Origin of the sequence: Enterococcus sp. AZ011 (genome assembly GCF_050548355.1) — a bacterium.
GTDB lineage: Bacteria > Bacillota > Bacilli > Lactobacillales > Enterococcaceae > Enterococcus > Enterococcus faecalis.
On record NZ_CP172959.1, the window covers coordinates 1,807,184 to 1,820,540 of the forward strand.

Genomic DNA, 13,357 nt, shown 5'->3' on the forward strand with positions numbered 1-13,357 from the left:
TTCTTTCATCACAGAACGCAAGCGGAAACATCAAAAAAATTTAGGAACTTTTTCAAATAACTTGAAATTTTTCATCAAAAAATCGCATTTCTAACTAAAAAACGTGTCCAAGCAAAAAGCTCAGACACGTTTTTTTGATTTCTATTTAATCTTGCTCACGTTGTTTTCTCTTGGCTGCTCGTTCTGCGCGGCGGGCAGCCCTTCTTGCTTCCGCTTCCGGATCAACTACGCGTTCTTTTTTCACTCGTGGCTTCTCGTTCTCTGGCGCAGTTATTTCTGGTTCACTTTGTTTTTCTAGTTTTGCTCGAATTTTTTCTTCTTGACCAGCTAAACGAGCATAATTATAGAACCGTCTCTTAGCATCATTAATTGTTTTATTAAATAACAATTCCGCTGTATCTGGTTGACTAGATTCTAAGGATGCAAAGCGAACTTGTTGGCGCATAAACTCTTTCATTAATGAAAAATCTGGTTTTTTAAAATCCAATGTCATTGGTTCTTTGCCCTTTTCTCGCAATAATGGATTATAGCGATATAAAGACCAGTAACCTGAATGAACTGCGTCTTTCGCTTCTTTCAACGTTTGACTCATCCCACCTGCTAAACCATGTGTAATACATGGTGTATAAGCAATAATAATCGATGGTCCAGGGAATTTTTCTGCTTCTTCAAAAGCTTTAATCGTCTGCATTTGGTTTGCACCTGAGGCAATTTGAGCGACATAGACATTTTCATAAGTCATTGCCATCATCCCTAAATCTTTTTTAGAAGCATATTTCCCACTGGCAGCAAATTTCGCAATCGCTGATGCCGGAGTTGCTTTGGAAGTTTGGCCACCTGTATTGGAATAGACTTCATTATCTAGAACTAACATATTCACATCCGCGCCACTAGCTAACACGTGGTCAATACCGCCGTAGCCAATATCGTAAGCCCAGCCGTCTCCACCAATCATCCACTGACTTGGTTTAACAAAAAGATCTTGATCGTCATAAATTGCTTCCAATAAAGGTTGATTCGTTTTTTCTTCAAGCAAAGCTGCACGTAATTTAGCTGCACGTTGTTGCGTACCTTCACTTTCGGACAGATGTGCTATCCAATCTTCCATCAATAAACGTAAAGAATCACTAGCTACAGAAAAAGCTTTGGTCATTTTACTAGCTAAACGTTCGCGACGCGCTTGCGTTGCTAACAACATGCCGTAACCAAACTCGGCATTATCCTCTAAAAGAGAATTTGACCAAGCTGGACCTTGTCCTTGTTCATTAGTAGTGTAAGGTGTCACACCCGCTGCAGCACCCCAAATCGATGAGCAACCTGTTGCATTAGCAATCAGCATTCGGTCACCAAACATTTGCGTCAATAATTTAACATAAGGCGTTTCGCCGCAACCAGAACAAGCACCAGAAAACTCTAATAAAGGTTTATTAAATTGCGAACCTAAAACAGTATTCGGTTTTGCTGGGTTTTCCTTTTGACGTAACGTCATAGCAAACGCCCAATTCATAGCCTGCTCTTTTTCTTCGTCATAAGGTTTCATTACTAAAGCTTTGCCTTTAGCTGGACAGGCTTCAACACAAAGTCCACAGCCAGTACAATCTTTGACTGAGACTTGGATACGATACTTCAAGCCGTCGGCACCACGTAGATCACGCACAATGAATCCTTCTGGCGCTTCAGTCATTTCTTCTTCATCGGCTAAGAATGGTCGTATCGCCGCATGAGGACATACAAAGGCACACTCATTACACATAGTACATCGATCGCTAATCCACTCAGGTACTTCTAATGCAACTTCACGTTTTTCAACTGCCGCAGTTCCCAAAGGCATCCGCCCATCTGTCATCCCATTTTTCGCTAGTGTCGCAACAGATAACGCATTGCCTTCTTGACGATTAATCGGTTCAACAATTTCATGAACAAAATCACTAACATTTTCTGAACGTTTTCGAGGTTGAACTTCAAGCGTTCTCCACTCTGCTGGAACAGGTACCTGATGCAACAATTCAACGGTCTTATCGATTGCTTGAATATTTTTTTCGACAACTTTCATAGACTTATGACCATAACTTTTCAGTGCTTCTTCTTTTAAAATTGGTAACACTTGCTCAAAAGGCATAATTTGCGCTAATTTGAAGAAAGCTGTTTCCATCGCGGTATTAATTCGCCCGCCTAGTCCGACTTCACTAGCTAATTTCACTGCATTGATTGTATAAAACTGAATCTCATTTTCAGCTAGATACCGTTTTAATTGATTGGGTAAAAATCGTGCTAGTTGTTCATCATTCCAAATGGTATTTAAGAGGAAAGTACCGCCTTTTTTTAACCCTTTTACTAAATCATAAGTATGCAAATAAGCGGCTGTATGACAAGCCACAAAATCAGAATGTTCAATGAGGTACGTTGAACGAATAGGCGTCTCGCCAAAACGTAAATGAGAAACGGTCAACCCGCCTGATTTTTTTGAATCATAATAGAAAAATCCTTGTGCATACTTGTCTGTATGATCACCGATAATCTTAATTGCTGACTTGTTCGCCCCTACTGTCCCATCAGAACCAAAGCCCCAAAATTTAGCTTGATAGGTTTTCGGATTCGTCAAATCAAGTGGTTTGCCAACTTCTAATGAAGTATAAGTTAAATCATCATCAATCCCAATTGTAAAACGCTTCTTCATGGCAGAACGTTCTTTCATTAATTCATCAAAAACCGCAACAATTTGATTTGGCAGCACATCTTTAGAACCTAAACCATAGCGCCCACCAATAATTGTTGGGCGAATGTCCGCTTCATACATCGCACTTTGGACATCCAATAATAACGGTTCACCACCAGCACCGGGCTCTTTCGTCCGATCCAAGACAGCAATTGCTTTAACTGATTGTGGTATTTTTTCAAGAAATGTTTCAACTGGAAATGGCCGATAAAGATGGACATTAAGGAAGCCAACTTTTCTTCCTTGTTCTTGTAAATAATCAACCGTCTGTTCAATTGTTTGTGCAACTGAACCCATCGTGACGATCACTTCTTCTGCATCTTCTGCGCCATAATACGTCACTAAATCATAATTGGTTCCCCGTAACCGATTAATTTCTGTCATATATTTTTGAACAATACCAGGTAATTTTTCATAATAAGGATTTATTGTTTCTCGTTGTTGAAAGTGAATATCTGGATTTTGGTTCATTCCACTAACGGAAGGGTGATTCGGATTCATGCTCCGACGACGGAATTCGGCTAATTTTTCTTGGTTTACTAAGGGTGCTAATTCTTCATAGTCAAGAACTGCCACTTTTTGAATTTCATGACTTGTTCTAAAGCCATCAAAAAAGTTCATAAATGGAACACTCGCTTCAATCGAAGCCAAGTGAGCCACTGGTGCCAAATCCATCACTTCTTGCACACTACTTTCTGACAACATAGCAAAGCCTGTTTGGCGTGCGGCCATTACGTCTCCTTGATCACCAAAAATATTTAAAGCATTCGTAGTTAAAGCTCGGCTCGCCACATGAAAAACAGATGGTAATAGTTCTCCAGCTATTTTGTACATATTAGGAATCATTAAAAGTAACCCTTGTGAAGCCGTATAGGTCGTGGTAAGCGCGCCTGTTTTTAAAGAGCCATGGACCACGCCGGCAGCACCAGCTTCCGATTGCATTTCGACTACTTTCACAGGTTGACCAAAGATATTTTTCTTACCTTCGGCCGACCACTGATCAACAAGTTCAGCCATCGTTGAACTTGGTGTTATTGGATAAATGGCTGCTAATTCTGTAAAAGCATAGGAAATATAAGCTGCTGCTGCATTCCCATCCATTGTTTTCATTTTCCGCATGTTTTTCTCATCCTTTATATCTAAAAAATAGAATAGTTGCACGCATATTCTTGTTTATTATAGCGTAAAAACCAAACATTTGAAACATTTTTCACAAACATTCTTTAGAGTTTCCTTTTCCAGTTACAAATTATCTCTATGTTTTTATATATAATTAGTTTATAATAACAACTGAAAATAACGATCTACAGAAAGGGAGAATATGTTGAAAACTCTTCAAAAAAATAAATTTATTATCCTTGCTTTTTTACTACTAACCATCATTTTTTATTTTATCCCTTACGCTCACGATGAATGGATGTGGGGAAGTCAAGAAGGGCTTGATTTATTAAAAAACGGCTTTCAAGGATATAATGGACGCTACTTTGGAAATATCTTCGCTTTAATTATTACTCGTAGTGTTTTAATTAAAAGCTTGTTTATGAGCGGCACAATTCTATTATTACTTACAGTACTAACAAAATTCACTAAACTAAGTTTAGATAGAAAAACAACTACAAATAAAAAATTTCTTTTGATTTTTGGCTTAGCTCTACTTATATTAATTCCCACAAAACTTTTTCAACAAACTTATGGATGGCCGGCAGCCTTTGTGAACTTCGTTCCTCCTGTTATTAGTTTAGTGGTTTTTTTCATAATAGTGAATTACTTATTTACTAATGAAACAGCTAATTTAAAACACCCTGTTCTAACAGGTATTGTTTTAAGTCTCGGGACTCAATTTTTTTCTGAAAACATCAGCGTTTATATCACATTCCTTGCAATTGCTTTATGTATTTATTCTTGGAAAACCAGAAAGATGATTGATTCGTTCTTACTTGCTTTTCTAGTTACAAGTTTCCTTAGTTTGATTATTATGCTAATTAATCCAGCTTACTTAAATGCTGCCAATAATACTGATGGCTATAAAAAAATTAATTTATCGCTTTCATATTTTTACTATAAAACAATAGGACCGATGGCAGAAAATATTTTTCATCAAAATCGTTTCATTAATCTTTGTATAGCAACGTTAACTTTATTAATCTCTAAAAAACAAGATAAAGATATTTTACAATCAAAGGCAACGCAGCTGATAAATAAAGGAGCTCTATTTTTTATAAGTACTTATACGGTTTTCTCTGTCTTTATTTATCCTTATTTCACAATATCCTATAATCGCAGTCAAGATTTCACTGCACTATTAGCTTTACTATACTACCTTTCAATATTTATATTTATACTCATTCAATTTAAAGGTAATTTAAAAGCAAAACTACTTTTCTTGTTCTTATCTATCGTATGTACAGCTGGGCCTCTTTTCATTGCTGAGCCCATCGGTCCCCGGTCATTTTATATTACGTATGTTTTTTGGATTATACTTATTTTGCAATTTATCGCTTATTATTTTAATTTACAAAGTGAAGCAGAAAACAACCATGAAATACTGTTTATAACGAAAATTCTTAAACAAGGAATTCTTATCTTATTAACCTTTTATACCTTGATGTTTGCATATACCTACAGGGTAGAACAACAGAGAAAAGAAATTATAGATGAGGCAATCGCTAATAAAGAAACTTCCGTAAAATTACCTTTATTACCAAATGGAGAATACTTTTGGGAGAAAGGAACAACCTCAGAATATTGGATACGCCGTTACAAAACATTTTATAACATTCCACAAGAAATAACGATTACATTCGTGCCGATGGAAACAAAATAAAAAAAGAGCCATAAGGCTCTTTTTTTTAGTACAACTCCAAATATTGTTCTCTTTCCCATTCAGAAACGGTTTGACGGAAGGCTGCCCATTCCATTCGTTTCGCTTCTACAAAATTGGCAAAAATGTGACGACCTAATGCATCAATCATTACTTGATCTTTACGTAATTCTTTGATGGCATTGTGTAAGGTTGATGGCAAATCTTCAATTTGTGCATGTTGACGTTCTTCCTCATTCATCACATAAATGTTACGATCAACCGCTGGCGGTGGCGTAAGTTCATTACGAATACCATCCAAACCTGCTTGTAATAAGACTGCCATTGTTAAATACGGATTCGCTGAAGGATCGACAGAACGTAATTCTAAACGAGTCGATAAACCACGAGATTCAGGAACTCGAATGAGTGGTGAACGATTTCTGCCGCTCCAAGCTACATAAACAGGTGCTTCATAACCTGGTACCAAGCGTTTATAAGAGTTCACTGTTGGGTTACATACCGCAGTATAGGCACGGGCATGTTTTAATAAACCACCTAAGAAATGATACGCAGTTTGGCTTAAGCCCATCTCTCCTGACTCGTCATAAAAAACATTACCTTCTTCATTAAATAATGACATATTGCAGTGCATGCCAGAACCATTAATTCCAAACAAAGGTTTTGGCATAAATGTTGCATGCAAGCCATGTTTGCGCGCAATAGTTTTCACAACTAATTTGAACGTTTGAATATTGTCACAAGCATCAACTACATCAGCATATTTAAAGTCAATTTCATGTTGACCAGGTGCTACTTCATGATGCGAAGCTTCCACTTCAAAGCCTAAACTTTCTAACTCTAAAACAATATCACGGCGACAATTTTCACCTAAATCGGTTGGCGCAAAATCAAAATAGCCACCTTTATCATTCAAGTCAGTGGTAATTTCACCATTCTCATCTAATTTAAATAGGAAAAATTCTGGTTCTGGTCCTAAGTTAAAAGAAGTAAAGCCTAATTCTTTCATATCTGCTAAGGCGCGTTTTAAATTACCGCGGGGATCTCCGGCAAAAGGGGTACCATCAGGATTGTAAATATCACAAATTAAGCGCGCAACTTTTCCATGGTCGCTTTCCCACGGAAAAATCATCCATGTAGATAGATCAGGGTATAAATACATGTCACTTTCTTCGATACGAACGAATCCTTCGATGGATGACCCATCAAACATCATTTTATTATCTAATACTTTATCTAGCTGACTCACAGGAACTTCAACATTTTTAATTGTTCCCATAATGTCGGTAAACATTAGTCGTAAAAAACGTACGTTTTCTTCTTCTGCAATATGTTTAATCTCTTCTGCCGTTTTGGCTTTTCTTGTCATCGGTCTGATCCCCATCCTTCATTTTTATTGGCTGCTGAAACGTTAAAGCCTTGGTACATTCGATTGGAACGGATTTTGCTGAGTAAGTCCTCCTTGCGAAAGGATTTCGTCGTATAAAATCTGACGAACATCTGCATCGGTTAACGGACGAGTTGCCTCGGCGGTGTTTTTTTGTTCTTCTAATTTCATTTCATACACACGCTTAATCCCTGCCATGTTCAATCCATCAGATAAATAATCTTTAATTTCTAACAAAACATCAATATCATTTAAAGAATACATGCGTCGGTTGCCCTCACTACGTTCTGGATGAATCAATCCCTGTTCTTCATAGTAGCGAATTTGTCGAGCGGTCAAATCCGTTAGTTTCATAACTGTACCAATTGGAAAAACTGACATGGAACGGCGTAACTCTTTTTCTCTCATCTCCATCCTCCTCTCTTAGTTATTTCTTAGAATAACAATAGAATGACAAATTGTCAAGAACTTATGTTAGATTTTCTAACATAAAACAAAAAACCTGATAAATATGGACTTTCCCATCTTTTCATGGCTGATTTTCTCCTGCTAACCAAAAAAATAGAAATGATTTGTTTTTACAAATCATTTCTAATCAACTTACCATTTTTTACTCTTTTTCGGATTCAGCCAACCATTTAGACTCTTTTTTTGCAAAGCCTTTCACGATATACCGATTTTCATTTTCAGCATATTCTTCTGAAACCATTAGTGTCATCCTGCGAAGTTCACTTAATAGTTGTCCGTCAGTTGGGCTAATTTCTAATTGATAAGGCTCGAGTAATTCCATCATTTGGGCACGGATAGCTTGAACCAGTCGTTCTTTATCTTCAGGAATTTTAGTTGAGATCAATACATTGGGAAATAAGGTTGGGACAAATTCTTTGCTGTCCACTTGATCTCTTTTATTATAAACCGTCAAACACGGAATATTTTCCAATGCTAGTTCTTTCATCAATGTTTGAACCGTGCGTTCATGTTGTAACCGATCTGGCGCACTTGCATCCACCACATGGAGCAGTAAATCCATCGTCCGACTTTCTTCCAATGTCGACTGAAAGGCTTCAATCAGTTGTGTTGGTAAATCTTGAATGAAGCCAACCGTATCTGTCAGAGTAACTTCCATGCCTTGAGGCAATTGCCATTTTTTAGTTAAAGGATCTAACGTTGCAAACAATTGATCCTCTGAATAAGTTCCTGCTGTTGTCAACATGTTGAGAATGGTTGATTTGCCAGCATTGGTATAACCAATCAAGCCAATTTGAAATAGTTCTGAATTTTGTCTTTTCTGGCGGCTTCGTTCACGATGAGCAGTGACTTCTTTTAACTCACGACGGATGCCTAAGATTTTATTCCGAATGTGGCGGCGGTCCGACTCTAATTTCGTTTCACCAGGCCCACGTGTCCCAATACCTCCTCCAAGTCGGGACAACTGTTTTCCTTGGCCAGCCAAGCGAGGCAATAAATAATCCAATTGTGCTAATTCAACTTGTAACTTTCCTTCTTTGGAGCGCGCACGCAAAGCAAAGATATCCAAAATTAATTGTACACGATCAATTACTCGCACAGCTAATGCTTCAGATAACAGTTGATTTTGGCGCGGTGTGAGCTCATGATTAAAAATCACAAGATCCGCTTCATAGGCATCTATTAATTGAATTAATTCTTCCAATTTCCCCTTACCGATTACGGTTTGTCGATCAACTTGTGGTCGTTTTTGCGTTAAAACAAACACTACTTCTCCATTAGCGGTTTCCGTTAAATTCGCCAGTTCTTCCATTGATGCTGAAAATGTCTGATAATTTTTTTCCGTCTCAACTCCTACTAGAATCACTTTTTCATGAGTGGTCATCGCCTACTCACTCTCCTTCTGTTGTAGCCATTCCGCTACTTCTTTTTCCAACTTGGGCAAATCTGTTGGCTGCTGAACCAAATCCCACCAATGCGCAGCCATTCGATTTCTAAACCAAGTCAATTGACGTTTGGCATATCGCCGCGATTGCTGTTTGACTGTTTCAACCGCCATCTCTAATGATTGTTCACCGGAAAAATACGGGAAAAATTCTTTATAGCCAATACCTTGAGCTGCTTGTGCATGTGGTTGCTGAAACATCTGTTTTGCTTCTTCCAACAGCCCTTCTGTCATCATTTGATCCACCCGCTGATTAATACGTTCATATAATAAAGCGCGATCTGTTTCCAAACCTAACAAATAATAATCATAGAGACGAGCTGGTTTTTCCTTTGGGGTCAAAATACTATAACCGGTTTTGTCAAAGACCTCTAACGCACGAATCACTTTTTTACGATTATTAAAATGAATGCTGTTAGCCGCTAGAGGATCCTTTTGTTGTAATAACTGCCATAAGGCTTGATTCCCTTTTTCTTCCGCAAATAAATTGTACGTTTCTCTAATTTCAGGCGAGTCATCTATCTCACGACTTCCTAGTTGAAAATCATAAAGGAGTGATTGAATATACAAACCTGTTCCTCCAACGATAATTGGTAGTTTCCCTTTTTCAGTAATTTCTTTGATTTTTTGACGACCCTCTTTCTGAAAATCAGCGGCAGAATATGTTTCGCTGACTTCACGGCAATCAATTAAATAGTGAGGAATTCCTTCTTTTTCTGTTTCTGTGACTTTAGCGGTGCCAATGTCTAACGAGCGATAAACTTGCATGGAGTCACCGCTAATAATTTCACCATTAAATTTTTTTGCTAAAGCAATACTTAATGCTGTTTTCCCCACCGCAGTGGGTCCTACAATAACTAATACTTTCTCCAATTATGTTTCTCCTTCTTCTTGCCAATTTTGACGAGCAAATTTTGCTTCTTCAGGAAAATCCGTATGAACACCCGCCAATTTTAGCTGAAAACAATTTTCCATTTCTTCCATCCGATTAACAGTCCACGGCCGCAGCGGTTTCCCAATTGTGATAAGTTCTTTTTCATGAGCCAACACCCAAGACATTTTTGGATGTAAACTATCGACAAGCGCGAATGCCGGTCCCGCTTGACTTAAATCCTCTGCAGATTCATAAATAAAGGCAATTTCTGTCTTAGGATCAGCTTTTTTTAATTTAACTAAACTCGGAAAATAAAAACTAGAATATAAATAACGAAACGGCCAGTTTTTTTGCTTCATTTGTTGGACGACTTTTTTCTCAATTCCTTCATAATGGATAATGTCCGTTTTAAGTTCAATATTCAAAAAACCATTGAATTGTTCTTCTACAAGACAATTTAAAACATCTTCCAATGTTGGAACACATTGAACAGAAGGATTTTTCTGAAACCAGCTTCCAGCATCTAGTTGTTTTAATTCGTTTAATGTTAACTGTTGGATTTCACCATGACCATCTGTCGTACGATCCACCGTTTCATCGTGCATAACGATTAAATAACCATCTTTAGAAAGATGAACATCTAATTCAATTCCTTCAGCACCAACACGAACAGCCTCTCTGAAAGCAATACACGTATTTTCAGGATGGGTGCCTTTACTTCCTCGATGTGCAATAATATCTGTCATGCTCTCACTCCAATCTTGTTTATTGTACCATTGGAGTGAGGTGGGTTCAAATATAGGAAAAACGAGATACAGCCATTCGACTACTACCTCGTTTTTTATAAGTAAAATGAATATATTCATTAATCAATCTCTTTTAACTCTGATTCTTTAGTCTCATTTTTCTTTGGCAAACTGTATATATTTTCTACAAAATACAAGGGACGTTTCTTAGTCTCTAAAAATACACGGCCAACATACTCCCCTAAAATCCCTACAGAAATCAATTGGCAGCCACCTAAAAATAATATCATAATCATTAGTGAAGGGAAGCCTGAAGTATCCGCACCAAATATCAATGTTTTAATTAATACATATATCATGTAAACAAACGCAACAAAAGAAACTAAAAAGCCAAAATACATTGAAATCTTTAAAGGAGCCGTTGTATAAGAAGTAATTCCTTCAATTGCCAATTTCAATAATGCGCCAAAGCTCCATTTTGTTTCACCATGTAATCTCTCATCCGCATCAAATTCAATTGCAACCTTTTTGAATCCTACCCAATTATATAACCCCTTCGTATAACGTTGAGATTCTCTCATTTGCTTCAGCGCCTCTACTACCTTGCGATCAAGTAAGCGATAATCTCCTGCATCTGGCAAAACAGGCGTATTGGCTAGTTTTCCTAATACTTTATAAAACCATTTAGAGGATGTTTTTTTAAACCATGACTCCCCTTTGCGTTGATTTCTTTTAGCATAGACATCTTCATAACCTTGCTGCCAAAGATCAATCATATCAATAATTGTAGCTGGCGGATGTTGTAAATCAGCATCCATTGTAATAACAGCATCATGTGTAGAATAATCAAAGCCCGCACTCATTGCTATCTCTTTTCCATAATTCCTGGACAAATCAATTAAAGAAACATTGTCCGTTTGCTCAATTAATGATAAAACTTCACTTACAGTGTTATCTTTACTTCCATCATTAATGAATAGTATTTCAAAATCAACTTCATCTCTTTTTTCTTCTAAAGTTTCATTTAATTTTTTATATAGAGGACGTATATTATTTGCTTCATTATACGCGGGTATTGAAATTAAAATTTTCTTTTTCACAGGTTAAATCCCCCAAATTTAATACTTGCATACAAATTTTAGCATACCATATTAAACTTTTTTTATCTATGACTACTTCGTACAAATTACTTGAAAACTTCTTGAGAGCTGATAGTTCTCAAGAAGTTTTATTTATTCTTTTAATTCATAATTAACATATTTATCCAAACCGGACTGAATACTATATTTCGGTTCATAACCAATGGCACGTAATTTAGATATATCCGCTAAGGAATCTTTGATGTCCCCAGCTCGCGCTTCTTTGTATTCAACTGGCAAAGTGACTTTCATAATATCATTTAAAGAAGAAATTAACTCATTTAAATCGGTTGCTTTCCCAGTCCCGACATTATACACTTCCCCAAGTGATTGGTCAGAATGAGCGACAAGATTCAACGCTTGAACCACGTCCTCAACAAAGACAAAATCACGGGATTGTTTTCCATCGCCAAAGATATTGAATGTCACTTCTTGATTGGCTAATAAGCGTTTGTAAGAGTCCATCACAATCGAAATAACGCCAGAATAAGGGGAATTAGGATTTTGGTTTGGCCCGTAAACGTTAAAGAAGCGAACAGCGCTTGTTGGAACATCATATAAATGACAATAGTTTAACACATATTTTTCAGAAGCAAATTTATCCACTGCATAAGGCGTTAATGGACGAATTACTGATTCTTCCTGTTTTGGTAAAGTTGGCTCATCACCATAAACCGCTGCAGAAGAAGCAAACACCAAACGTTTTAAATCTTTCTGGTATTTCCGAATTAATTCCAGTAATTGTAACACACTCTCAAAATTGACTTGGTGTGTTTCCACTGGACGTGCTACTGAATCTGCTACACTAGCAATCGCTGCTAAGTGAAAAATGTAATCGAACTGATACTCTTGCAGTACTTTTTCCATTAATTGTTGATCAATCACGCTACCTTCAATGAACGTGATATTTTCAGATGTGTTTAAATTTTCAGTTTGGCCCATTGATAAATCATCAATGACCACAACTTGATTGTCTTTACTATAATAATTTGCTAAGGTTGAGCCGATAAAGCCGGCGCCGCCTGTGATTAGGAATGTTTCCACTTTATTAATAACTCCTTACTATCTTAGTTAAATATACCCAATAGTTTTATTATTTAATTAAAATTGATACACCATCAAACAATTCGACAGTTCTGCTGATTTAATAACTTTTGCTTGTTGGTTGGCATATTTAGATCTTCAACCTAATTTTACCACATTTTCTATTGTCTTTGATGGTTTTAAATATATGACATGCTGTTTTTTACTTATTTGAAATTTTAATAACAGCTATCTTGTTTTCTTTTTTCAAATTTGCTGTATACAAAGCTTCGTTTAACCCTCATTTGTCCATCCAACCTAATATTTTACTGTTAACCATTATTTTTGGCACGCTCTAAACAACTACTCGTATATTTACCCTACGTTTGATTTTCACTGATCAGTTATAGTTATGCGACTCAAGGATTATGTCGTAGTTAAGAGCGCTATTCCCATTTGCAACACTCCCCGTATAATCAGCTTTAACATTAAAAAGCGCTCCATTCATTCTATGCTATATAAATAGCTAATCATATTTGCTTTGCAACAGGCTCATAAAGATAGCTATCCTTATGAGCCTCACCCTAGATGAGAAGGAGAAAGCATTGTTTGAGTAAGTCAAAGTGGTTGGAAATAGTGTCTAACATTAAAGTATTCCCTAGCTTTCAACTGATTCACAAAAGTGATTGAGTTATTCGCTAACTGTCCATCATTCATAGTAGTATATTCTGCATCGTTT

Annotated in this window: 9 protein-coding genes; 1 reads left to right on the plus strand and 8 read right to left on the minus strand. The window is 36.9% G+C overall.

Annotation, left to right across the window (positions count from 1 at the left end):
* Nucleotides 1-145: 145 nt before the first annotated feature.
* Nucleotides 146-3,877: a pyruvate:ferredoxin (flavodoxin) oxidoreductase gene (gene nifJ / locus IGL36_RS08810; protein WP_002398067.1), complete on the minus strand. Its 3,732-nt coding sequence runs from the start codon at nucleotides 3,875-3,877 to the stop codon at nucleotides 146-148.
* A gap of 160 nt (nucleotides 3,878-4,037) precedes the next feature.
* Between nifJ and IGL36_RS08815 the strand changes: the two genes are divergently transcribed.
* Nucleotides 4,038-5,540: a DUF6056 family protein gene (locus tag IGL36_RS08815; protein ID WP_002391473.1), complete on the plus strand. Its 1,503-nt coding sequence runs from the start codon at nucleotides 4,038-4,040 to the stop codon at nucleotides 5,538-5,540.
* A gap of 25 nt (nucleotides 5,541-5,565) precedes the next feature.
* Here IGL36_RS08815 and glnA read toward each other — a convergent pair whose 3' ends face one another.
* The 7 genes from glnA to IGL36_RS08850 form a co-directional block, all read right to left on the minus strand.
* Nucleotides 5,566-6,906, minus strand: coding sequence for a type I glutamate--ammonia ligase (gene glnA, locus IGL36_RS08820; protein WP_002356929.1), 1,341 nt, complete (start codon nucleotides 6,904-6,906; stop codon nucleotides 5,566-5,568).
* Nucleotides 6,907-6,948: 42 nt separating this feature from the next.
* Nucleotides 6,949-7,332 carry a MerR family transcriptional regulator gene (locus IGL36_RS08825; protein WP_002388239.1) on the minus strand — a complete coding sequence of 128 codons (384 nt, stop codon included), beginning with the start codon at nucleotides 7,330-7,332 and terminating at the stop codon, nucleotides 6,949-6,951.
* A 202-nt stretch (nucleotides 7,333-7,534) separates the two neighbouring features.
* Nucleotides 7,535-8,776, minus strand: coding sequence for a GTPase HflX (hflX, locus tag IGL36_RS08830; RefSeq protein ID WP_002398066.1), 1,242 nt, complete (start codon nucleotides 8,774-8,776; stop codon nucleotides 7,535-7,537).
* Between the two features lie 3 nt (nucleotides 8,777-8,779).
* A complete protein-coding gene (gene miaA, locus IGL36_RS08835; protein WP_002395447.1) occupies nucleotides 8,780-9,709 on the minus strand; it encodes a tRNA (adenosine(37)-N6)-dimethylallyltransferase MiaA in 930 nt (309 codons plus the stop codon).
* Nucleotides 9,710-10,456: a glycerophosphodiester phosphodiesterase gene (locus IGL36_RS08840; protein WP_002374486.1), complete on the minus strand. Its 747-nt coding sequence runs from the start codon at nucleotides 10,454-10,456 to the stop codon at nucleotides 9,710-9,712. It lies immediately after the preceding gene.
* Nucleotides 10,457-10,575: 119 nt separating this feature from the next.
* Nucleotides 10,576-11,556, minus strand: coding sequence for a glycosyltransferase family 2 protein (locus IGL36_RS08845; protein WP_002372079.1), 981 nt, complete (start codon nucleotides 11,554-11,556; stop codon nucleotides 10,576-10,578).
* 132 nt (nucleotides 11,557-11,688) lie between these two features.
* Nucleotides 11,689-12,639, minus strand: a complete 951-nt coding sequence (locus tag IGL36_RS08850; RefSeq protein ID WP_002372081.1) for a GDP-mannose 4,6-dehydratase — start codon at nucleotides 12,637-12,639, stop codon at nucleotides 11,689-11,691.
* Between the last annotated feature and the right edge of the window lie 718 nt (nucleotides 12,640-13,357).

Bases quoted from the DNA above. Each gene is read 5' to 3' on its own strand.
- IGL36_RS08815 (WP_002391473.1), top strand. From the start codon at position 4,038: ATGTTGAAAACTCTTCAAAAAAATAAATTTATTATCCTTGCTTTTTTA.
- glnA (WP_002356929.1), bottom strand. From the start codon at position 6,906: ATGACAAGAAAAGCCAAAACGGCAGAAGAGATTAAACATATTGCAGAA.
- IGL36_RS08825 (WP_002388239.1), bottom strand. From the start codon at position 7,332: ATGAGAGAAAAAGAGTTACGCCGTTCCATGTCAGTTTTTCCAATTGGT.
- hflX (WP_002398066.1), bottom strand. From the start codon at position 8,776: ATGACCACTCATGAAAAAGTGATTCTAGTAGGAGTTGAGACGGAAAAA.
- IGL36_RS08840 (WP_002374486.1), bottom strand. From the start codon at position 10,456: ATGACAGATATTATTGCACATCGAGGAAGTAAAGGCACCCATCCTGAA.